Annotated in this window: 20 protein-coding genes; 9 read left to right on the top strand and 11 right to left on the bottom strand. The window is 66.9% G+C overall.

Annotated features, from left to right (window positions below; all coding sequences use genetic code 11):
- Positions 1 to 12 precede the first annotated feature (12 nt).
- The 3 genes from BoBH3_RS04465 to BoBH3_RS04455 are packed head-to-tail and all read right to left on the bottom strand — an operon-like array spanning position 13 to position 3,495.
- Positions 13 to 957, bottom strand: a complete 945-nt coding sequence (locus tag BoBH3_RS04465) for an ABC transporter permease (RefSeq protein ID WP_262329529.1) — start codon at positions 955 to 957, stop codon at positions 13 to 15.
- 60 nt (positions 958 to 1,017) lie between these two features.
- Positions 1,018 to 2,559 (bottom strand): ABC transporter substrate-binding protein, encoded by a 1,542-nt coding sequence (locus BoBH3_RS04460; RefSeq protein ID WP_262329528.1) that lies wholly within the window; start codon positions 2,557 to 2,559, stop codon positions 1,018 to 1,020.
- Between the two features lie 51 nt (positions 2,560 to 2,610).
- Positions 2,611 to 3,495 (bottom strand): alpha/beta hydrolase family protein, encoded by an 885-nt coding sequence (locus BoBH3_RS04455; protein ID WP_262329527.1) that lies wholly within the window; start codon positions 3,493 to 3,495, stop codon positions 2,611 to 2,613.
- A gap of 108 nt (positions 3,496 to 3,603) precedes the next feature.
- On the opposite strand from BoBH3_RS04455, the gene BoBH3_RS04450 reads away from it, so the two are divergent.
- A complete protein-coding gene (locus BoBH3_RS04450) occupies positions 3,604 to 4,248 on the top strand; it encodes a GntR family transcriptional regulator (RefSeq protein WP_262329526.1) in 645 nt (214 codons plus the stop codon).
- A gap of 30 nt (positions 4,249 to 4,278) precedes the next feature.
- Here the strand turns inward: BoBH3_RS04450 and BoBH3_RS04445 are convergent, their stop codons facing one another.
- Positions 4,279 to 5,832 carry an ABC transporter substrate-binding protein gene (locus BoBH3_RS04445; RefSeq protein WP_262329525.1) on the bottom strand — a complete coding sequence of 518 codons (1,554 nt, stop codon included), beginning with the start codon at positions 5,830 to 5,832 and terminating at the stop codon, positions 4,279 to 4,281.
- A gap of 53 nt (positions 5,833 to 5,885) precedes the next feature.
- On the bottom strand, positions 5,886 to 7,028 hold the full coding sequence (locus tag BoBH3_RS04440; RefSeq protein WP_262329524.1) for a C45 family autoproteolytic acyltransferase/hydolase: 1,143 nt from the start codon (positions 7,026 to 7,028) through the stop codon (positions 5,886 to 5,888).
- Positions 7,029 to 7,170: 142 nt separating this feature from the next.
- Here BoBH3_RS04440 and BoBH3_RS04435 point away from each other — a divergent pair, with 142 nt between their 5' ends.
- Positions 7,171 to 8,046, top strand: a complete 876-nt coding sequence (locus BoBH3_RS04435; RefSeq protein ID WP_262329523.1) for a GntR family transcriptional regulator — start codon at positions 7,171 to 7,173, stop codon at positions 8,044 to 8,046.
- A 206-nt stretch (positions 8,047 to 8,252) separates the two neighbouring features.
- The gene (locus tag BoBH3_RS04430) at positions 8,253 to 9,503 is read left to right on the top strand and encodes an aminopeptidase (RefSeq protein WP_262329522.1); all 1,251 of its coding nucleotides are present in this window, start codon (positions 8,253 to 8,255) and stop codon (positions 9,501 to 9,503) included.
- A 123-nt stretch (positions 9,504 to 9,626) separates the two neighbouring features.
- On the opposite strand, the gene BoBH3_RS04425 is transcribed toward BoBH3_RS04430, so the two are convergent.
- Entirely contained in the window at positions 9,627 to 10,664 is a 1,038-nt protein-coding gene (locus BoBH3_RS04425) for a DmpA family aminopeptidase (protein ID WP_262329521.1), read from the bottom strand.
- A gap of 155 nt (positions 10,665 to 10,819) precedes the next feature.
- Between BoBH3_RS04425 and BoBH3_RS04420 the strand changes: the two genes are divergently transcribed.
- Together BoBH3_RS04420 and BoBH3_RS04415 are read left to right on the top strand one after the other, a co-directional pair.
- Entirely contained in the window at positions 10,820 to 11,938 is a 1,119-nt protein-coding gene (locus BoBH3_RS04420) for a mandelate racemase/muconate lactonizing enzyme family protein (protein WP_262329520.1), read from the top strand.
- A gap of 33 nt (positions 11,939 to 11,971) precedes the next feature.
- Positions 11,972 to 12,442 (top strand): DUF1810 domain-containing protein, encoded by a 471-nt coding sequence (locus BoBH3_RS04415; protein ID WP_262329519.1) that lies wholly within the window; start codon positions 11,972 to 11,974, stop codon positions 12,440 to 12,442.
- A gap of 51 nt (positions 12,443 to 12,493) precedes the next feature.
- Here BoBH3_RS04415 and BoBH3_RS04410 read toward each other — a convergent pair whose 3' ends face one another.
- The 4 genes from BoBH3_RS04410 to BoBH3_RS04395 all read right to left on the bottom strand — a co-directional run bounded on the left by BoBH3_RS04410 (position 12,494) and on the right by BoBH3_RS04395 (position 17,059).
- Positions 12,494 to 13,414, bottom strand: a complete 921-nt coding sequence (locus BoBH3_RS04410; RefSeq protein ID WP_262329518.1) for a TorF family putative porin — start codon at positions 13,412 to 13,414, stop codon at positions 12,494 to 12,496.
- Positions 13,415 to 13,626: 212 nt separating this feature from the next.
- Positions 13,627 to 15,027 (bottom strand): L,D-transpeptidase family protein, encoded by a 1,401-nt coding sequence (locus tag BoBH3_RS04405; protein ID WP_262329517.1) that lies wholly within the window; start codon positions 15,025 to 15,027, stop codon positions 13,627 to 13,629.
- A 184-nt stretch (positions 15,028 to 15,211) separates the two neighbouring features.
- Entirely contained in the window at positions 15,212 to 16,165 is a 954-nt protein-coding gene (locus tag BoBH3_RS04400) for an acetyl-CoA carboxylase carboxyltransferase subunit alpha (RefSeq protein ID WP_262329516.1), read from the bottom strand.
- Between the two features lie 129 nt (positions 16,166 to 16,294).
- Positions 16,295 to 17,059, bottom strand: a complete 765-nt coding sequence (locus tag BoBH3_RS04395; RefSeq protein WP_262329515.1) for a class I SAM-dependent methyltransferase — start codon at positions 17,057 to 17,059, stop codon at positions 16,295 to 16,297.
- Between the two features lie 139 nt (positions 17,060 to 17,198).
- On the opposite strand from BoBH3_RS04395, the gene gloB reads away from it, so the two are divergent.
- Genes gloB through BoBH3_RS04380 form a run of 3 tightly spaced genes read left to right on the top strand, consistent with a single transcriptional unit; the run spans position 17,199 to position 19,188 of the window.
- Complete coding sequence (gene gloB / locus BoBH3_RS04390) at positions 17,199 to 17,963, top strand: hydroxyacylglutathione hydrolase (RefSeq protein ID WP_262329683.1); 765 nt, start codon at positions 17,199 to 17,201, stop codon at positions 17,961 to 17,963.
- A gap of 2 nt (positions 17,964 to 17,965) precedes the next feature.
- On the top strand, positions 17,966 to 18,430 hold the full coding sequence (locus BoBH3_RS04385) for a cupin domain-containing protein (RefSeq protein ID WP_262329514.1): 465 nt from the start codon (positions 17,966 to 17,968) through the stop codon (positions 18,428 to 18,430).
- A complete protein-coding gene (locus tag BoBH3_RS04380) occupies positions 18,430 to 19,188 on the top strand; it encodes a GNAT family N-acetyltransferase (protein ID WP_262329513.1) in 759 nt (252 codons plus the stop codon). The genes BoBH3_RS04385 and BoBH3_RS04380 overlap by 1 nt, the downstream gene beginning before the upstream one ends.
- 118 nt (positions 19,189 to 19,306) lie before the next feature.
- On the opposite strand, the gene BoBH3_RS04375 is transcribed toward BoBH3_RS04380, so the two are convergent.
- Complete coding sequence (locus tag BoBH3_RS04375) at positions 19,307 to 19,783, bottom strand: DUF2938 domain-containing protein (RefSeq protein ID WP_262329512.1); 477 nt, start codon at positions 19,781 to 19,783, stop codon at positions 19,307 to 19,309.
- A 204-nt stretch (positions 19,784 to 19,987) separates the two neighbouring features.
- Between BoBH3_RS04375 and BoBH3_RS04370 the strand changes: the two genes are divergently transcribed.
- The gene (locus tag BoBH3_RS04370; RefSeq protein ID WP_262329511.1) at positions 19,988 to 21,064 is read left to right on the top strand and encodes an ROK family protein; all 1,077 of its coding nucleotides are present in this window, start codon (positions 19,988 to 19,990) and stop codon (positions 21,062 to 21,064) included.
- Positions 21,065 to 21,136 lie beyond the last annotated feature (72 nt).

Genomic DNA, 21,136 nt, shown 5'->3' with positions numbered 1-21,136 from the left:
TGCTGTCGCTGCTCATTGCGCCGTGACCCTTGGATCGAAGACCGGGTAGCAGAGGTCGATGACGAGGTTCACCAGCACATAGGTGAACGCGACGAAGAGCATGCAGCCCTGGATGACGGGGTAGTCGCGGGCGAAGATCGCGTCGACGAGGAGCCGGCCGAGGCCAGGGATGGTGAAGACGGTCTCGACGACCGCGATGCCACCGAGCAGGTTGCCGAGCACGAGGCCGATCAGCGTCCAGGTCGGCCCGAAGGCGTTCTTGAAGGCGTGGCGCCAGAGCACCGCGGCCTCGCCCAGGCCCTTGGCGCGGGCATGGGTGATGTAGTCGAGCCGCAGCACCTCGAGCGTCGAGGCTCGTGCCATGCGCAGGATGACGCCGATCTCATGCAGGAAGAGCGTCATGATCGGCATGACGAGGTAGAGGATTCCGGCCCAGGGGTTCTCGGCGATCGAGACATAGCCGACGACCGGCAGCCATTCGAGCTTGAGCCCGAAGAAGAGCAGTAGCAGCAGGCCGAGCCAGAAGGTCGGGATCGAGAGCAGCAGCGTCGCGCTGGCGACGAGGCCGAGGTCGAGGGCTGAATCCTGCTTCCAGGCGGCGATCACGCCGGCCGGGACCGCGACGAGGCTCGCCAGCAGCACGGCGACGAGCACGATCTGCGCGCTGACCCAGAAGCGCTGCAGGATCAGCGGTAGCACGGCCTCCTGCGAGGAGATCGAGCGGCCGAAATCGCCGGTGAGCACATTGCCGATCCAGATGCCGAACTGAACGGGAAGGCTCTGATCGAGGCCGAGTCGCGCCCTCAGATCGGCGAGGCTCGCGGGCGTCGCCAGATCGCCCAGCATGAGCTGCGCCGGGTCGCCTGGAATCAGGCGGATCAGGACGAAGACCGACACCGCCACGATCAGCAGCGTGGGCAACGCCATGGCGATCCGCGTCAGCGCAAACCGAAACATCGAAGGCCCTCCCAAGCCTTGCCGCTGGCCCCGGCCATGACCGGGGCCGGTGGCGCCGCCTTACTTGGCGACGCCGACCTCCCAGAGCCGCAGCTGCGATGCCCAGGGCGTCACGCCCGTCAGGCGCTTGGAATGGGCAATGATGTCGAGGTCGTTATGGGTGAAGATCGTCGGCACCTGCTCGATGAAGCGCTTGTGCAGGGCGTCGAAGATCTTCTGGCGCTCGGCCGTATCGGTTACGACCATCGACTTCTGGATCAGGTCGAGCGCCTCCGGGTCCTCCCAGACCTTGCGCGGCTGCTTGTCCTTCGGGCCGGAGACCTGCTCGAAGCCGAGCGCGGGGTCGAAGCGGCTCGAATAGGAGAAGGCCTGCATCTGGTAGTTGCCCTTGTTGTAGCGGTCGAGCTGCGTCGCCCACTCCAGCACCTCAATCTCGGCATTGATGCCGGCCGCCTGCATCATCGCCTGGGCGATGACGGCGGTGTTGAAGCTCGGCACGCTGGAACGCTTGTTGGCGAGGATCGTGATCTTCTCGCCCTTGTAGCCGGCCTTCTGCAGCAGCGCCTTGGCGGCGGCGGGATCGTATTTGAAGCCCTGCTTCTCGGCATCGCTGTAATATTTCGAGGTCATGTAGACCGGCGAATTGTTGGCTTTGGCGAGGCCGTTGCTGACATTGGCGACCAGTTCGGGGAAGTCGACCGCGGCGGCGATCGCCTGTCGCAGGGCCTGGTTCTTCATCACCGGATCGCGCGTCTGGATGATCAGGCCGTGCCGGACCGGGTTGGGGGCGATCGCGAGCGTGACGTTGGCTGCATTCTTGAGATCGGGCACGTCCGATTCCGGCATCAGCGCGAGGTCGAGCGAGCCCGAGAGCAGGCCGGCTTTGACGGTCGCCGCATCCGGAATGACGAGGAAACGGGCTTCCTTCACCAGCGGCCGCTTGCTGCCGATATAGCCGTCGCGCTTGTCGCCCTTCGGTGAGGCGTACTGGTCGAAGGCGAGCAGCTGGACCGACTGGCCGCGCTTCCATTCGCCGAGCATGAAGGGGCCGGTGCCGACCGGCTTGTCCCAGCTGCCGTCGGCCTTCACCGAATCCTTGTGGATCACGGCCGTGCCGCCGCAATCCGCGCGGGCGAGCGTGTCGAGGAAGAGGCCGTTCGGCTCGTTGATCTCCATGACGAAGGTGTCGGCATCGGGGGCCGTGGCCGAGACGACCTTGAGGCCGTTGCGCCCGTCGAAATCGGACAGGCAGCGCCAGTCGGTTTTCGGGTCCATGTAACGGGTCCAGCTCCACAGCGCGTCGGCCGAGGTCATCGTGGCGCCGTTGTGGAACTTCACGCCCTTGCGCAGGCGGAAGGTGTAGGTCTTGCCGTCAGGCGAGATCTCGACCTTCTCGGCCAGCAGCGGGCCGACCGAACCGTCCTCGGCATAGCCGACGAGGCCCTCGATCATGTGCATCTGGACGGCGTCGGTGTTGCCGTCCCGGTTCACGCCGGGGTTGGTCGAGCGGATATCGGCGTTGAGCACGGCGGTCAGGCTCTGGGCCTGGGAGGCTCCGGCCGAAAGGGCGAGGGCCAGGCCTGAGGCGAGCAAGCGGTTCATGGTCATTCCCCTGTCGTTCTGGTTCGTCGTCGTGCCGGTTTTTCCGGCGCGTCAGGCGGCCTTTCGGGCCGCACGCAGCCGGGCGAGCTCGGCTGCGAAGAAATCCTCCACGATGGGCACGACCTTGGGCCCGTCATGCGGCGTGTTCGGCACGAGATCGAAGCGCACGTCGATGCCGTTCTCCTTGAAGGAATCGCGCAGGCGCGCCAGGCGTTCCGGCCGTGTCCTGCCGGCGTGGTTGGCGTCCGGCATCCAGTTGCGGCCGCCGGGCTTGTGGGTGATCTCCCAGGTCTCGAGGTCGGCGGCGCCGACCACCATCTGCACCGGCACCTTGCGCATCGCCGGGATATCGAGCGGGCTGCCGAAAAGCTCGACGATGTTGCGGGTGCCGACCCACCAGTCGCGGCTGGGATCGAGCAGCGTCACCGAGCCGGGTGCGCCGATCGAGACCGCCCAGAGCTTCTTCGGCTGCAGCAGCATGAAGCGATGGGCGAAATGGCCGCCGCCGGAATAGCCGAAGAGGGCGAAGCGCTCGAAGTTCAGGCCGAAGCGCTGGCCGACCTCATCGACGATGGCGAGAAGGATATGGTCGTAGCGCAGCCCGGCCTCGCGCATGTACTTGAAGCCGTCGCCATTGTTGTCGCCCATCACGCCGATCGGGAAGAGCGGGGCGAGCACGATGCAGTTGTTCCAGCGTGCGAAGGCGGAGAATCCGTCGCGATAGCCGGTGAAGCCGCGGCCGGTGCCGTGCATGGCGACGACGAGTTCGGGCGCCTCGGACCCCTGCCCGAGATGCGGCGGGACATAGAGGCAGTAGCTGAAGCGGGGATCGTGCTTGCAGGCGTAGACCGGCGTCGGGCCGCGCTCGTAGAGCGCGCGGCCGCGCGCGGCGGCGTCGTCTTCCGGCTTGCCGGTGGTTTCCGCAACAGCGCTCACGCCCGGTCTCCTTCATGGCGATTATATTGGCGCCAATTAAGTTGCATGTTATGCGAGGCGCTGCAACAGGCTTGCGCGGCCGCGCGCGACTTCTGCTAGAGAGCGCTCATGAGTGATCGAAAAGAGAAGGTCGCGACGGTTCGCCGCGTGCTCGCCAACGAGATCGCGCAGGCGATCCGGCTGCGGGTGTACCGACCCGGCGAATGGCTGCGCCAGATCGACCTCGAGGAGCGCTTCCAGGCGAAGCGCTTCGATGTCCGCAGCGCGCTCGAGGAGCTCGCTGTGCGCAAGACCATCGAGCACGTCCCGAACCGGGGCTATCGCGTCGCCGAGATCGACCTCAAGACCTATGAGGAGATCCGCGCCACGCGGATGATCCTCGAGACCGCTTCCGCCGCCGCCATCGTGACGAATATCGACGACGAGGCGATCGCGCGCCTGGAAGAGCTGGCGCGCGCCTTCTCGCATGCGGTCCGGGAAGGGACCCGGGTCGATCAGAGCGAGGTCAACCGCGCCTTCCATCAGATCATGTACTCCTTCTGCGGCAACGCCGTTCTGGAAGAGACGATCTGGGCCCTTCGCGACCGCTCGCGCGGCTCGCGGGTGACCGTCTGGGCCTCGCATGAATCCCTGCTGCGCAGCGACCGGGAGCACTACGAGATGATGGAGGCCTTGCGCGTGCGCGATGCCGGGCATCTCGCTGCCGTGATCGCTCGCCATCTCACCCGCGTCGGCCAGGAAGAGCGGGGTTGAAAGGGCGGGATTTGGCCCCGCCCCGATACCTTACTCTCCGTTGCTGACTTCCCAGGCGCGCGGCAGTGAGGTCAGCGAGGAGACATAACCCTTGACCTTGGGCGTCGTCGCGCCGCCGGCGATGCCGTTGTAGAGCATCACCATCGGCACGTCGGCGAGGAAGCGCCGGTGAAGCTCGTCGAAGATGGCCTGGCGCTCGGCCCGGTCCGCGACCACCGTCGATTTGTCGAGAAGCGCCTGCACCTGCGGATCGTCCCAGAGCTTGCGCGGCTGCTTGTCCTTCGGCCCCGTCATCGACTCGAAGGAGAGCGAGGGGTCCATCCGCCCTGAATAGGGGAAGGCCTGGATCTGGTAGTTGCCCTTGCTGTAGCGGTCGAGCTGCGTGGCCCATTCGAGGACTTCGATCTCGACGTTGAGACCGACGGCCTGCAGCATCTGCTGGGCCACCACGGCGGTGTTGAAGCTCTGCGGATAGCGCTTGTTGGCGAGCATCACGATCTTCTCGCCCTTGTAGCCCGCCTCCGCGATCAACTTCTTGGCCGCGGCGGGATCGTAGGCGATGTCCTCGTCCTGCACCTTGCCGTGATAGCCGGACAGGCTCGGCACGATCGAGCCATTGGCCTTGCCGAGTCCGTCGGTGACGGCCGCGACCAGCTCCGGCTTGTCGAGCGCGGCGGCGATGGCGCGCCGCAGCTTGACGTTGCCCAGTACGGGATCGCGTGTCTGGATGATCAGGCCGACCAGGCCCATGTGGGAGACGACGGAGAGCTTGACCGGGCTGCCCTTCTTCAGCTCGACGACATCGGCATTGGCGAGATCGGGCACGATGTCGATGTCGCCCTTGAGAAGCGCGGCCTTGGCCGTCGCGCTGTCGGGGATCACGACGAAGCGCAGTTCGTCGACCAGCGGACGCTTCGAGCCGGTCAGCCCGTCCGGCTTGCCGGGCAGGGCGGCGTAGTCAGCGAAGCGCTCCAGCCGGACATATTCGCTGCGCTTCCACTCGCCCAGCTTGAAGGGGCCGGTGCCGATCGGCTTGTCGAAGCTGCCGTCCGCCTTCACCGAATCCTTATGCAGTACGGCTGCCATGGCGCAGTCGGTGCGCGCCAGCGAGGCCAGGAAGAGCGCACTTGGCTTGTCGAGGCGGAACACCACGGTGCGCGGGTCCGATGCGGTCACGCTCTCGACCTTGACCGTGCCGCGCCCGTCGAACTCGGACAGGCAACGCCAATCCGTCTTGGGGTCCATGTAGCGGTTCCAGCTCCAGACGACGTCGGCCGAGGTCATCTCGGCGCCGTTGTGGAACTTGACGCCGGGGCGCAGGCGGAAGGTGTAGCTCTTTCCGTCGGGCGCGATCTCGACGCTTTCCGCCAGGAGCGGCTTCGGTGTCGCGTCGTCGGCATAGGCGACGAGCCCTTCGACCATGTGCAGCACCACGGCATCGGTGTTGTGGTCGCGGTTGACGCCGGGGTCGATGGAACGGATGTCGGCCGGCAGTTGCACGCGCAGCGTGGCGGCAGCGGCCGGAAGCGCGCCGCAGGCGACCGCGGCGGCAAAAGCGATGGAGGTCAAGGTCGGTCGGCGCATCATGTTCCCCTGTTATTGTTCGGTTGTGACGCGATGGGTTTTGGCTGGGGCGGCTATTCAGCCGCCTCGGCGAGCAGGACTGGGTCTTCGGTCAGGCTGTAGCGGGTGAAGACGCGGTTCTCAGACGGCAGTGGCGCCACCTCCATGATTCCCTTGGCAGGCTGCATGATCACCATCGCGACCGTGGCGGAGAGGTTGCCGGTGTCGTTGAGGCGCGGCGGGCGGCAGACCGAATAGGGCGAGAGAAAATCGTCGAAGAAGGCCTGCTTCAGGTCGTCGACGGTCAGCTTGCGGCCGGCCTCGTCGAGCAGCTTCTTGACCCGCCAGTCGCGGTAGAAGCTTTCGGGCACGCGCGGGACGCTGGTGTTCTTGACCTTGCCCAGCGCGATCGGGCTGACCCAGTGATTGGCATGAACGATCAGGCCATCGTCCGGGTAAAGCGGGAAGGCCTCGTCCGGCGCACATTCGAAGTCGATACCGAAGCCCTTCACGGTCGAGAGCATCATGTTGTTCGAGCAGGCCTTGGGCGTCGATGCCACGGCCTTGATGGCGAAGGCGAGGTGCTCCTGCTCCAGCACCTTGCGGCGGATCAGGGCGAGCGGCACGCCGGCCTGCGTGAAGTCGCGGTCGCATTCGAGGTAGTTGGCGGTGATCGAGACGCCGGCCGCGTTCATGCCGCAGCGGGCGAGGCCGCCGGCCTCGACGAAGGTCAGGAAGTCGGGACCGTCGTCGCGGCGCACGCGCAGGACGATCGCCGTCTCGGCGCATTCGGCCTTCCAGTCCCAGTTCTGGCCGTGGATCAGCTCGCCGGTCGCGCTGCGCTCGGGGAGGATGATCGCGCCGGTGCAGCCGTCGTCCAGCTCCTCCTGCGCCTCGACCGGCTTGTTCTTGATCATGCGCGCCTTGGCTATGACTTCGGTGCGGGCGTTGATCATGACGATGTCTTCGAGCGGGACGCCGGCGCCGTCGGCGATGCCGCGCATCTCCTCGACATAGTGGGCGCCGAAGGCCTCTATCTCGCGGGCGAACTCGGCGATCAGCGCCGATTTCGCCGCTGCGTCGTAGCCAAGCTCGCCGAGCTGGCCGCCATAGAGCTCGATCGAGCGCTTCACCTTCTGCGGAACGGCCGCGCCATGCTGGCGGCCGCGTTCATAGGGCGTACCCGAGACATCGACGAAGGGGCAGGGCTGGACCATGACGCGCATCTTTCCGTAATGCTGGCGGAACCTCGTTCAACCGAAGCTTGGGAGCATGATGTCGTCCGAAAACCGGCTCCCACTTTTCGGCATCATGCTCTAATGTATTTCATCTCGAACTAAGACAAGCAAGGGCCTTGCCATGGCGATGCCGACCCGGCTGCAGCAGGAGATCGCCGAACGCATCCTGCAACTGGTGCGCGACGATGCGCTTTCGGCCGGCGACTGGCTCAACGAGAACGCCACGGCGCGACGCCTCGGGGTGTCCCGTACACCTGTGCGTGCGGCACTCGAACATCTGGCGCTGCAGGGGGTGGTGCGGCGCCATCTCAACAAGGGCGTCGAGATCCTGACGCTGCCGGCTGCCGGCGACAGCACGCTTCCGCCCGAGGCGATCGACCTCGCCATGGTGCGGCTGGCGCATGAGCGGGAGAATGGGATTTTGCCGGACGAGGTCTCGGAGCTCGAGGTGATGCGGCGCTACGAGCTCGGCCGGCCGGAGGCGCAGAAGCTGCTGGCACGGCTCGCCGATCTCGACATGGTCGAGCGCAAGCCGGGCTATGGCTGGCGCTTCCTGCATGAGGCGCGGGACCCGCGCGTGCATCAGGAGCGCTATCGCTTCCGGCTGATGGTCGAGCCACTGGCTCTGCTCGAACCTGATTTTCGTCTGGAGAAAAGCTGGATCGCCGAGATGCGCCAGCGCCATGATGGGATGCTGACGCAGCCCTGGCGGGAATCATCCAGCATCGCGCTCTACGAGATGAATGCCGATTTCCACGAGGGGCTGGCCGCGGCCTCCGGCAACCGTTTCATCCATTCCGCCATCAGGCGGCAGAACCAGCTCCGGCGGCTCTCCAACTACGATTGGGTGTTCGGCTTCGAGCGGGTGCAGGTGAACTGCACCGAGCATATGGCGATGCTCGATCATATCGAGGCCGGCGAGCAGGAGGTCGCCTCCGCCCTGATGCGCAGCCATTTGTTGCGGGCGAGCAAGCTCAGGCCGCTGGTGGAAGGCTAAGTCAGGCCGTCATGCTCGGGCTTGACCCGAGCATCTCCTGAAAGATGAGGCTCCCTTGCCTTATTCTGCCTGAGATTCTCGGGTCTGCGCTTCACTCGCCAGAGAATGGCGGGCAAGCGGATACCCGCCCTGCCATCGGGGCGGTTGACCCGGCGGCGATTTCGGCGAGCAATGGCGGCCATCCGTTCATCCGACAGGTCGCCTTCATGACAGTTCACCAGCGTCCCCAAGCCATCGACCCCGCCAAGCTCGACAAGCTGGCCGAGGTCGCCATCCGTGTCGGCCTCAATTTGCAGCCGGGACAGGACCTGTTCCTGACCGCGCCGGTCGCGGCGCTGCCGCTGGTCCGCCGCATCGCCGAGCATGCCTACAAGGCCGGCGCCGGGATCGTGACGCCGATGCTCTCCGACGAGGAGATCACGCTGGCGCGCTATCGCAACGCGCGGGATGAGAGCTTCGACAGGGCGCCGGGCTGGCTCTACGAGGGCGTCGCCAAGGCCTTTGCCGCCAATACGGCACGGCTTGCCGTGGTCGGCGACAATCCGATGCTGCTGGCGAATGAGGACCCGGCCAAGGTCGGCCGCGCCAGCAAGGCGAACTCGATCGCCTATCAGCCGGCGCTCGAGAAGATCGCGGGCTTCGACATCAACTGGAACATCCTCGCCTATCCGAGCGCAGCCTGGGCGCGTCAGGTTTTTCCTGATGACACGGAGGAGGTCGCGGTCGGCAAGCTGGCGGAAGCGATCTTTGCCGCTTCGCGTATCAACGAGGCCGATCCGGTCGCCGCCTGGACGGCGCATAACGCGGCCCTGAAGGCGCGGCGCAACTGGCTCAACGATCAGCGCTTCGCCGCGCTGCATTTCACCGGGCCGGGCACCGATCTCACCGTTGGCCTTGCCGACGGGCATGACTGGCAAGGCGGTGCCTCGCCGGCCAAGAACGGCATCGTCTGCAACCCGAACATTCCGACCGAAGAGGTCTTCACCACGCCGCATGCGCGCCGTGTCGACGGACATGTGTCGAGCACCAAGCCGCTCTCCTATCAGGGCTCGCTGATCGACCAGATCCAGGTGCGTTTCGAGAGCGGGCGAATCGTCGAGGCAAAAGCCGCGCGCGGCGAGGCGGTGCTCAACAAGGTGCTCGACACCGACGAGGGTTCGCGCCGGCTCGGCGAGGTGGCGCTGGTGCCGCATTCCTCGCCGATCTCGAAGAGTGGCATCCTGTTCTACAACACGCTCTTCGACGAGAACGCCTCCTGCCACATCGCGCTCGGCCAGTGCTATTCGAAGTGCTTCGTCGACGGCGCGAACCTCACGCCGGAGCAGATCGCGGCGCAGGGCGGCAACAAGAGCCTGATCCATATCGACTGGATGATAGGCTCGGGCCAGGTCGATATCGACGGCGTCAAGCCGGATGGCAGCCGCGTGCCGGTGTTCCGCAAGGGCGAATGGGCCTGAGCAACGAAATGCGTCATGCCCGGGCTTGACCCGGCATCTCAGGACGAGAGGGCGCCTCTTTCGGCATGAGATTCTCGGGTCTGCGCTTCGCCTCGCCCGAGAATGACGCGGATTCTGTCTCCTTCAGCCTGCGTTCGCCCGCAACCAGTCCCCAAGCGACGGACGATGATGTCCGTCGCGGCCGGTCGTGGCGGGGGCTGCCACCATCGCATTGAGCACGGCTTCCTGCGTCGCCTCGGCAGCAGCGCGGAAGGGCGTGTCGATGCGGCTCTCGTTGAGCGCGCCGAGCGCGACGATGTCCTTGCGCTCGTCATGGTCGACGGGAGAGGCGGTGGTGAAGGCGACGGCGATGTCGCCGCTGCCATTGCCCCAGAAAGCTCCCAGCCGCGCGAGCCCAGCGCCGCCGCGCCGCGCGATGCGCTGAAGCTGCCGCGATTCCAGCGGCACGTCGGTCGCGATCACGAGGATGACCGAGCCGCGCTCGGCTTGCGGTTTCGTTTCGGGCGGAACCGGGCGGCGCCCATCAGGCAGGACGAGATCGCCTGCGTTACCGAAATTGGCGAGGGCCAGCACGCCGAGCGTGAAGGCGCGCCCGTCGAGATCGAAGCGGCGCGAGGCGGTGCCGATGCCGCCCTTGAACCCGAAGGCGCTCATGCCGGTGCCGGCGCCGACGGCACCCTCGGCGACCGGGCCGGCGGATGCGGCATCGAGCGCGGCGAAGGCGTGGTCCTGCGTCAAAGCGCGGGCGCGGATGTCCGACAGATAGCCGTCATTGCATTCGAGCACGACCGGATTGACCGTCCCGGTTTCGCGGCCGATGTCGGGATTGGCGGCGAGCGCCCGCGTGACCAGCGCGTCGAAGCCGGTGCCGACGCCAAGCGTGTTGCAGAGCAGGAGCGGCGTCTCGATCTGGCCGAGCTCGGCGAGCTGCATCAGCCCGGCGCTCTTGCCGAAGCCGTTGATGATGTCGACCGCGGCGCGGAGCTTGCGGCGGAACAGGTTGCCGTCATGCGGCAGCAGCGCCGTGAAGCCGGTGCGGAGGTCGCCCTGGCTCAGCGTGTGATGCCCGACCCTGACGCCCGCCACATCGGTGATCGCATTGAGCGGGCCGGGCTGCATGATGCCGCAGGTCAGGCCGAAATCGCGCAGGCGCTGGGTCATGGTTCTCGGGTCTCGTCGGTGCCGGGCAGGAACTAGCACGGGCACCGTCCGGCACAACCCCGCTGCGGGGCTGTCATGATAGAACCGGCGAGCGCGACGCCCGCAATGCCGCTAGGCTCCCTCCAACAGCAATAATCACAGGGTTGGGAACGCCTATGCAGATCAAGACAATCGAGCCCTTCATCCTGCACATCCCGGTGACGGGCGGCTCCATCGCCGATTCGACGCATCGAATCAGCCATTGGGGCGTGGTCGGGGTGAAGATCGGCACCACGGACGGGCGCGAGGGTTATGGCTTCACCGGCACTCATGCCGATCTTCCCTCGGACCGGCTGATCACTGCCTGCATCCGGGATTGCTACGCACCGCTGCTGATGGGCGAGGACGCTTCCGAGATCTCGCGGCTCTGGCTGAAGCTCGCGCGCCATCCGGCGCTGCAATGGGTCGGGCGCGCCGGCATCACGCAGCTCGCGCTCGCGGCCGTCGATGTCGCGCTCTGGGATCTGAAGGCGAAAGCCGCGGACGTGCCGCTCTGGCATCTGCTCGGCGGCGCGACCAAGCCGAAGCTCGAAGCCTACAACACCGATATCGGCTGGCTCTCCATCCCCAAGGACCAGCTCATCGAGGGCTGCCGCATGGCGGTGGAGCGCGACGGCTTCCGCCGGCTCAAGGTCAAGGTCGGCCATGCCGATCCGATGACCGACATCGCTCGGCTGGAGGCTGTGCGCCACGCGATCGGCGACCATGTCACGCTCGCCATCGACGGCAACGGCAAATGGGATTTGCCGACCTGCAAGCGCTTCTGCGCGCGGGCCGAAGGGCTCGACATCTTCTGGTTCGAGGAGCCGCTCTGGTATGACGATGTCGGTTCCCATGCGGCGCTCGCCCGCTCGACCTCCATCCCGGTCGCGCTCGGCGAGCAGCTCTATACGCTCGATGCCTTCCGCAGCTTCGTTGCGGCCGATGCGATCCATTACGTCCAGCCCGACGTGACCCGGCTCGGCGGCATCAGCGAGTATATCCAGGTCGCGGACCTCGCTCTGGCGAGCCGCCTGCCGGTGGCGCCTCATGCCGGCGAGATGAGCCAGGTCCATGTCCATCTCGCTTACTGGCATGCTGCCACCCCCGTCCTGGAGTACATTCCCTGGATCAAGGACGCTTTCCGCGAGCCGGCCGATGTCGCCGACGGCTATTTCCTGCGCCCGCAGCAGCCAGGCGCCGGCACCACGCCCACAGCGGAGGCCTTCGCGAATTTCGCCAAGCCGCTGGCCTGACGATACGAGGCTGGGACAGTAGGAGCCGCGACCATGCCCGACCCGTTCCGGCTGCAACGTTTCCTCGATGCGCAGGAGAGCGTCTGGCAGACGGCGCTCTCCGAAATCACGGATGGGCGCAAGCGCAGCCACTGGATCTGGTTCGTCTTCCCGCAGATGCGGGGCCTCGGCCTCTCGGCGACCTCCGAGTTCTACGGGATCGCCTCGCTCGACGAAGCGCGCGCCTATCTGGCGCATCCTGAGCTTGGGGCGCGGCTCACGGCCTGCGCCGAGGCGGTGCTGGCGCATGAGAAGCTGAGCGCCCATTCGATCTTCGGCTCGCCGGACGACATGAAGCTTCGCTCGTCCATGACGCTCTTCGATGCGGCGAGCGAGCCCGGGGACAATCTCTACTACGCCGTCCTGCGCAACTTCTTCGACGGCGTTCCCGATCCGCGCACGCTGGATCTGCTCGGGGGCGGTAGAGCACCGGGGTTCGGGGCGCCGCGGGTGAAGCGCAAATGAAAAAGGCCGCCCCGAAAGGGCGGCCTTCTCTGATGGCTAGGGTGCGGTGGCTTACTTCGGGGCGAAGATGCCGACGCTGCTCGCCGTGATGTCGAAGGAGAGCGTGGCGACGACGGCCGGGCCGCACCACTTCGACTGGTTGCTGCCGCTGATGATGCCGCGCGGATCGGAGGTGTTCAGGAAGCACTCGCGCTTGCTGAGGTCGGTGTCGTGGTAACGCAGATCGGCGGTCAGGTTCTTCCAGGTGTAGGAGACGCCGGCGTTCCAGTAGTTGTAGTCGGGCAGGTTGGTCGGCGGGGTCGTCGACCAGATCGCCTGGTTGGTAGTGCCGAGCCAGTAATGGCCGAACTCGCCGGAGACCGAGAGGCCCTCGAGGAAGGGCAGCATGTACTTGGCGGTGATCGAGGCGTAGGTGCCGCTCGCGCCGGTGCCGAGCCAATCCCAGGCATAGAAGACGTTGGCGCCGACCGTGAGAGCCTCGGCATAGGTGTAGGAGACCTTGCCGTAGACTTCGGTGAAGTCGGTGTTCTTCGGGGTCCAGAAGATCGGGGCGCCGGCGCTCCAGGTGTCGATGTACTGCTTCTCACCCGGGTAGTAGTACTGCCAGACACCGAAATCGAAGGCGAGGTCGCCGAACTTCGGACGGATACCGGCGTAGAAGTCGATCTCGGCGTCAGGGCGCGTGACCAGGTCGACATTCGAGGCATACACGCCGGCGTAGAAGAGGTTGTTGTAGAACTGCAGCTCGACGCCGCCCTGGACGGCGGGCTTGCGGTCCGTCTGCGAGATGCCGCGGAAGTTGTAGTCCGTCATCGCCTTGATGCTGACCGCAGCGTCGATCCAGGTGATGGCCGGCGGGACCGGGGCAGGCGGGGCGCCCTTCTTGCTCGGCAGATCCGACGCCAGCGTGCCGGTGGCGAGAGCGGTCGAGAAGGCCAGGCCGATAATCGAAGAACGGAAGAGGTCGGTCATCTGCAGAAATCCCTAGCCCCGCATGATTTGCGTTATGCCAATCATGAAGTGGGGAGGGCCGTTTTTCGGCAAGATGAGCTTTTGAGCGGGTTGCCCACCAGAAAGGCAAAAGCCCCCGAAACCGGGGGCTTTTGCGCCTATGAGAATGGCGGCGCCGATTACGACGGTGAATGTTGCATTTCCGTCACGGCCGGCGCTTGCTTGCAACAGTCTCAGCGGGTGGCTGGCTGGCTCGCATAGCCGGCCGTGGCCTGGTCCAGATTCGAGGTCTTCAGCCCGCTGGCGCGCCGCGGCGGCAGCGGGGCGACCATGGTCGTCGGCGCGGTCGAAGCGGTCGTCACGCCCTGATCGGCGGTCGCATTGGAGCCGCCGATGCCGAAGACCGGCACGAAGCTGAGCGCGCGCTGCAGGAAGGGCTTTTCCTCGGTGGGTGTAACCGGCGTCGAGGAGGCGCTGGCCAGAACCGGAGCCTGCTGGGCGTTGCCGGGCAGCACCTTGGCGACCTGCGTCGCAGCCGGGGCTGCGGCCGGGCGCTGCACGGCCGGCTTGGCGGCTTCGGGCTTGGCGGGCTCTTCGGCCGGTGCGCCGGCGACGGCGGCGAGCACCGCATCGTTGTCGGCTGAGACGGCGCGCACCGTCGCCTTCGCCTTGCCCTTGTCGTCGAAGACCACGACGCGGGGCCCGGCCGTGAGGGCGTCCTCGCGGCTGACGCCGACATCGCGCGAGGCCCAGGAGGCCGAGCGGTTGAGCGCTGCGCTGCCGTTGCTCACAAGAGCCTGCTTGAAGGAGGCGTGCTGGTCGCCGTCGTCATAGAGAAGCCGGATAGCGGGCGTGCCCTTCGCGACGAGCGAGGCGACCGCGACCTCGTCCTGCCGGCGCTTCTCGGCGACGGCGGCTGGCGCCGCGCCGTCGTTGAAGACATAGCGGCCGCCGGCGACCGAGACGGACGGCTCGGAACCCGTCACCTCGAAATAGTCGGAGCCTTCCTTCAGGTTCTTCCAGAAGGCGATGTTCGGGTCGAGCCGATGCTTGGCGAGATTCTGCGGCGTCATCCGGAAGGGGAAGGCCTGCATCTGCACCGCCTTCTGGCCGGCGTTCTGCGCCTCGCGCACCAGCGCATAGATCTCGCCGATCTGGTCGTCCGTCATCGAATAGCAGCCGGCCGAAGAGCAGGCGCCGTGGACCATCAGATGCGCGCCGGTGCGGCCATGGGCCCGGTCATAGGCATTCGGATAGCCCATGTTGAACGAGACGTAATAGGAGGAGTTGGGATTCATCTGCTGGGGGGCGATGGCGTAGAAGCCCTCCGGCGCCATGCGGTCGCCCTCGCGGACCTTCGGGCCGAGCTGGCCGGACCAGCGGCACATCGGGAAGGTCTTCAGCAGCGCATACTGGCCGTCGGCCTTGCGCTTCCAGACCTCGAGCTCCGACTCCTTCTTGTAGGAGCGGATCAGGATCGGCTGATCCTTGGTCATGCCCTGCGAGGACATCAGCGTGTAGGTCGCGCTCGGGATCGGGATCCAATGCCGGGCGGAGCCGCGATAACGCTCTTCCTCACAGGCACCCAGGGACAATGCAACAAAAGCCACGAGTGCGAGTTGCTTGATTGCCACGTCGTCATTCCCATTGAACGGCAGGCCGGGGTGCGACCTGTGACTTCGCAAGACGGCCGAATTGTGCCGTCGACTCGTTCTTGAGCTGTTATGCTTGACCGTTCCTTACCACACACTCGCCGAGCATGACCATATGGTCAACGGCGGGTAAAGACGGGCATTCGGCCGCCCGCAAAGGATGTGGTTAAAGGTTTCGGCCGATGGCGAGGAACTTTTCCTCGCGCTGTTCCACGATCTCTTCAGGGCTCAGGCCGGCCATGTCCTGCAGGCAGGCGGAGATGGCGTCGCCCGCCCGCGCGATGGCGGCCTCGCCGTCGCGATGGGCGCCGCCGGTCGGCTCCTGGACGATCCGGTTGATGACGCCGAACCTGAGCAGGTCCTGCGCCGTGATCTTCATGCCGGTGGCGGCGTCCTGCGCGCGTGCCGTGTCGCGCCACAGGATCGAGGCGGCGCCTTCCGGCGAAATCACCGAATAGATCGCATGCTCCAGCATCAGCACGCGGCTGGCGGCGGCGATCGCGATGGCCCCGCCCGAGCCGCCCTCACCGATGACGAGGGCCACGCTCGGCGTGCGCAGGCCGAGCCAAGCCTCGGTCGAGCGGGCGATGGCCTCGGCCTGGCCGCGCTCCTCAGCGTCGATGCCGGGATAGGCGCCGGCGGTGTCGACGAAGCTCAGCACCGGCAGGCCGAAGCGCCCGGCCATCTCGGCGAGGCGCACGGCCTTGCGGTAGCCCTCGGGCTTCGGCATGCCGAAATTGTGCCGGATGCGGGTCTCGGTCGAATCGCCCTTCTCCTGGCCGATGACGCAGACGGGCTCGCCGCGGAAACGGCCGAAGCCGCCGACGATGGCCTCGTCCTCGGCGAAGGCGCGGTCGCCCGCGAGCGGGGTGAATTCATCGATCAGTCCGGCGCAGTAATCCTTGAAATGCGGCCGCTGCGGATGGCGGGCAACAAGAGTCTTCTGCCAGGGCGTCAGCGCCGCATAGATGTCCTTGAGCGCCTGGTTCGCCCGGGCGTCGAGCTTGCCGATCTCCTCGGACAGGGAGATGCCGTCGCCGCGCGCTTCCAGCGCCCGCAACTCGTCGGCCTTCGCCTCCAGCTCGGCGACCGGTTTCTCGAAATCCAGATAGCTACGCATCGTGATCCAGGTTCAGGTTCCGCGCCATAGAGGGGGCGGAGCGGCGGTTTACAGCGAAACCGGGCTTGAAAAGGCGGCGGACCTTGTCCGCGCGCCGGCGAAAAAGTCAACCCATCCGAGTCCTTGCCGTCAGACGTCTCCGGCCGTCCGAGGCTTCTTCAGGCGCGGGGTCGGCGAGGCCTGTGGCAGGAGAATCGGCCTCAGAGCGAAGCTGCGCCGCGTCGCGCGCAAGGGCGCGCGACGGTAGAACTGCTTGGTGGCGTCGATGACATGGACGCCGGCGAAGGGCAGCGAGAGCCCTGCCCCGACCTGCTCCCAGATCGGGGCCGAGCGCATCAGGAGCCGGCGCTGCAGCGGCGGGACATAGAGCGCCTCAGTCCAGTTCTCGGGTGAGAATTCGGCGGCGCGCATCAGCGCCGAGAGCTGGCGGCGGCTGAAGGGGCGGCCCTGGCCGAAGGGCGTGGCATCCATCCGTGCCCAGGGGCCACGGCGGTTGGGCACGACAAGGATCATCCTGCCGCCGGGGTTGAGCACGCGCGAGACCTCTTCGAGCAGGTCGTCGGGGCTCTCGGTCTCCTCCAGCGCATGAACGAGGACGACGCGGTCGATCGAGGCGGTCGGCAGCGGCAGCAAGGTCGGCTCGACCAGGGCCGAGGCCGAGAGGCCGGAGGATGGCCAGTTCACCACGCCCTGCGCCGCCGGCATGAAGGCGATGGTCCGCTCAGCCTGCATGCCAAGGACGGACAGATAGGGCGTCGCGAAGCCGAGGCCGAGCAGGCGCTGGCGCGCGCAGTCCGGCCAGAAGCGCAGCATCGCCCGGCCGATGAAGCGCCGGGCCACATGACCGAGCGGGCTGGCATAGAAGGCGCGCAGATCGACGACGTCGAGAGGCATGGCGCCTGACATGGAACGCCGGGGGGCCGAACGCAAGGGCGGCAGGGCGGCGCTGCGCCGGCGGCGGCTTGATCGCGGGCGGCGCTTGGCCCATGCAGAGGGCGACAACAGCCACCCGACTGCCATGCCGGAGGAAGCCATGCCGCTCGACCTTCACGTCTTCCGCACGCTCAGCGACAATGCCGGCGCGCTGCTCCACGATCCGGCCACCGGCGCCTGCGCCGCCATCGACGTGCCGGATGCCGGCGAGACGCTGGCCGCGGCAAAGGCGAAGGGCTGGACGATCAGCGAGATCTTCATCACCCATGCGCATCACGACCACACGCAGGGCGTGGCCGAGGTCAAGCAGGCGACGGGTGCGAAGGTCTTCGGGCCCGCCGACGCGCAGGGCAGCGCGCCGGTCGACACGGTGGTGGGCGAGGGCGACAGCGTTACCTTCGGCGGCGAGCGCTTCGAGATCTGGCATACGCCCGGCCATTCCGACGGCCATCTGAGCTATGTCGGCCGAGGTGCGAAGCTCGCCTTCGTCGGCGACGTGGTCTTCGTCATGGGCTGTGGGCGCGTGCAGCCCGGCCAGATGGAGCGGATGTGGACCTCGCTCTCGCGGCTGATGGCGCTGCCGGGCGATACGCGCCTGCTCGGTGGCCATGACTACACGCTTTCGAATGCCCGCTTCGCCCGTTCGGTCGATCCCGACAATGCGGCGCTGGCGGCGCGCTTCGCCGAGGTCGAGAAGGCCAAGGCCGAGGGGCGCTTCTGGGCGCTGACAACCGTCGCCGAGGAGCAGGCGACCAATCCGTTCTTCCGGGCGGGGGAGCCTGCGCTCGCCGCGGCGATGGGTCTTTCCGGCGCGTCGGCCGGCGCGGTCTTCGCGGCGCTGCGCGAAGCCAAGAACAGGTTCTGACCATGCCGGTCCGCCTCGAAGGGCTCACTGCGGCGGAGATCATCCGGCTGCTCGAGCTGAAGCCGCATCCCGAGGGCGGCCATTATCGCGAGACCTTCCGCGACCCGGCCGGGCCGGAGGGCCGAGGCTTCTCGACCGCGATCTACTACCTGCTCGATACCGGCGAGACTTCGGAATGGCACCGCGTCGATGCCGCCGAGATCTGGCACCATTATGCCGGCGCGCCGCTGGTCATAACCGTCTCGCCCAACGGCCACGACGCCGCGGCCCATCACCTCGGCACCGATCTCGCCACCGGCCAGCGCCCGCAATTCGTTGTGCCGGCCGGGTGGTGGCAGAGCGCGACCTCACTCGGCGCCTGGACGCTGGTGGGCTGCACCGTCGCGCCGGGCTTCGATTTTTCAGGCTTCGAGATGGCCCCGCCGGGCTGGCGGCCGACGCCGCGCAAGCCTTCGGGAGGACGTTGATGCTGACCAAGGCGGACGAGAGCGGGCTGGTGATCGGCTGCGAGCGGCGGATCGTCAACGCATGGCCGGCGGTCGCGACGCTGATGGTCGGCGACTGGGTGCTGCGCTTCGCCAATGGCTATTCCGGCCGCGCCAATGCGGCGACGCCGCTCTCCTACGGTGCCGAGCTCGACGCCGAGATGCTCGACCTGATCGAGGAGCTCTATCGCGCCGATGGGCTCCTTCCGAGCATCCGACTCACGCCACTCGTCGCGGAGGCGACCCGCGCGGCGGTGCTGGAGCGCGGCTATCGCGTCAAGGACAAGTCCTTCGGCATGATCGCGCCGCTCGGCGATATCGCGCCGTCCGAGGAGGCGGAATTCGAGATGGAGGCCCGGGCGGGGGCGGAATGGATCGCGGGCTGCGCCGCGCTGCAGACCGGCGTCAAGACGCATGCCGGCAACCTCGGCGCGATCCTGGACCGGATCAGGCTGCCCGCCGCCTTCGCGACCTGGACGATCGAGGGCGAGCCGGTCGCCTTCGGCATGAGCGTCGCCGAGCGCGGCATGGCCGAGATCGGCCTGATCTGCGTCAGCCCTGGCCATCGCGGCCATGGTTACGGCCGTTCGATCGTGCGCGGGTTGATGGGCTGGGCTGCGGCGCAGGGCTGCCGCGATGCCTATCTGCAGGTCGAGCAGGGCAATGCCGTCGCGCTCAATCTCTATGGCAGCCTCGGCTTCCGCCAGCTCTACGCCTACGAGACGCGGATTCTCGATTAGGCGCGTCATTGCTGGAGGGCGTCATTCTCGGGCTTGACCCGAGAATCTCGTGACGGGAGGCTCCAGTGCCTCTCCTGGCTGGAGATGCTCGGGTCGAGCCCGAGAATGACGAGCGTGCCTAACGCGTCAGCAGCGCCGTGCCGTAGAGCCCGATGGCGAAGACGGTGTGGCCGAGGATGTTGAGCAGGCGGAGCTGGTTGGCGTTCGGCCGCTTCGCGGCGGCGATGCCCAGCCCCATGCCGGGCTGCAGGATGAACCAGCCGCAGCCGATGGTGACCCAGCCGACGATCAGCGCCGGCAGGACGGTGGGATTGCGCGCCCATTCCACACCCCAGATCGCCAGTAGGATGCCGGCGAAGAGGATGCCGACGAGATAGTGGAAGAGCCAGCCCAGCGCCGTCTCGTTGGCGACGGGCTCGGACTTGCCGATGTCCGCATGCATGACGCGCCCGCGCAGCAGATGGCCGAACCAGCGGCCCGGCATCGCCCAGTTCGGCTTCGGGATGCCGAGCAGGCGCAGGAACTGCTGCCAGAGGTCGAAAAGGATGGTCGCTCCGACCCCGATGACGACCATGCGATAGATGAATTCGGACATGCCCCGTTCCCCTTGCCGATTTCCTGCTGCCGCCCTTGCCGTCGGCTTTCTTCCGTTGGAGCGGCGATCGTGACGGCGGTCAACCGCCGCGGGACCTGAGCCGTGCAGGGAGGGGCTGCATGCGGCGCATTGCCCGGCCTGCGGAACCTTGCGCCGCGCATGCAGGTTGCCGTTCGGAATCAGCAGGCAGAGGGGATACCGGACATGGCATCGGCGGTCGCAGAGAAGACGGGCAGCAGCACGACGGGGCCGCATGGCGCGGTCGAACTGCCTTCCGCGCTGATCACCAGCTATAATCTGGAGGTTCGCGACGATGAGGGCTTCGTCGGCGACAAGGCCAGCCGCGGCGCCTTCATGGCCCATCTCGAGGCGTTGCGCCGCCATCTGAAGCGGGCCGGCGACGATCCGCTGAAAGGCCCGACCAAGGAGATCGGCAAGAAGCAGCTCGACGCGCTGCTGGAGGGCGATGCCGGAGAGGCGGCGCTGGTGCTGAGCGCCGTCGAGGATTTCGCCCAGTCCTTCGCCTTCGTGATCCGCCGCTTCGCCCGGCTGAAGAGCTGGGCTGCGGTCGAGCGCATCGTCGTCGGCGGCGGCTTCCGCGAGAGTCGCGTCGGCGAGCTCGCCATTGCGCGCGCCGCCATCATCCTGCGCACGGACGGGCGCGATATCGATCTCGTGCCGATCAGCCATCATCCGGACGAGGCCGGGCTGGTCGGCAGCGCGCATCTCGCGCCGAAATGGATCTTCGAGGCCTATGACAGTCTCGTCGCCGTCGATATCGGCGGCTCGAACATCCGCGCCGGCATCGTCGAGCTGCGGCAGCAGAAGGCGCCGGACCTCTCGAAGGCGCGGGTCTGGAAGTCCGAGCTGTGGCGCCATGCCGACGACGAGCCGAGCCGCGACCAGGCGATCGCGCGCCTGGGCGAGATGCTGAACGAGCAGATCCGGAATGCCAGCAAGGAGGGCCTGCGCGTCGCGCCCTTCATCGGCGTCGGCTGCCCCGGTCTGATCCAGGCCGACGGCGCCATCGACCGCGGCGCGCAGAACCTGCCTGGCAACTGGGAAAGCAGCCGCTTCAACCTCGTCGACAGCATCCGCAAGCTGGTGCCCGAGATCGGCGAGCACCAGACCGAGGTCGTGATGCACAACGATGCCGTCATCCAGGGGCTGAGCGAGCTGCCGTCGATGCAGGATGTCGAGCACTGGGCCGTGCTGACGATCGGCACCGGTCTCGGCAATGCCAGCTTCCGCAATCAGCCGAAGAAGAAGGGCAAGAGCTGAAAGCCCTCTGTCGAGACGTCCGGGGCTGAGACGGGCTGCGAGGACCGCGCGCCATCTTCAGGTCGCGTTTGG

The organism is Allobosea sp. BH3 (genome assembly GCF_025499465.1).
Taxonomy (GTDB): domain Bacteria; phylum Pseudomonadota; class Alphaproteobacteria; order Rhizobiales; family Beijerinckiaceae; genus Allobosea.
Note: the sequence above shows the minus strand (reverse complement) of the source record. Positions and strands in the feature narration are given on the sequence as shown.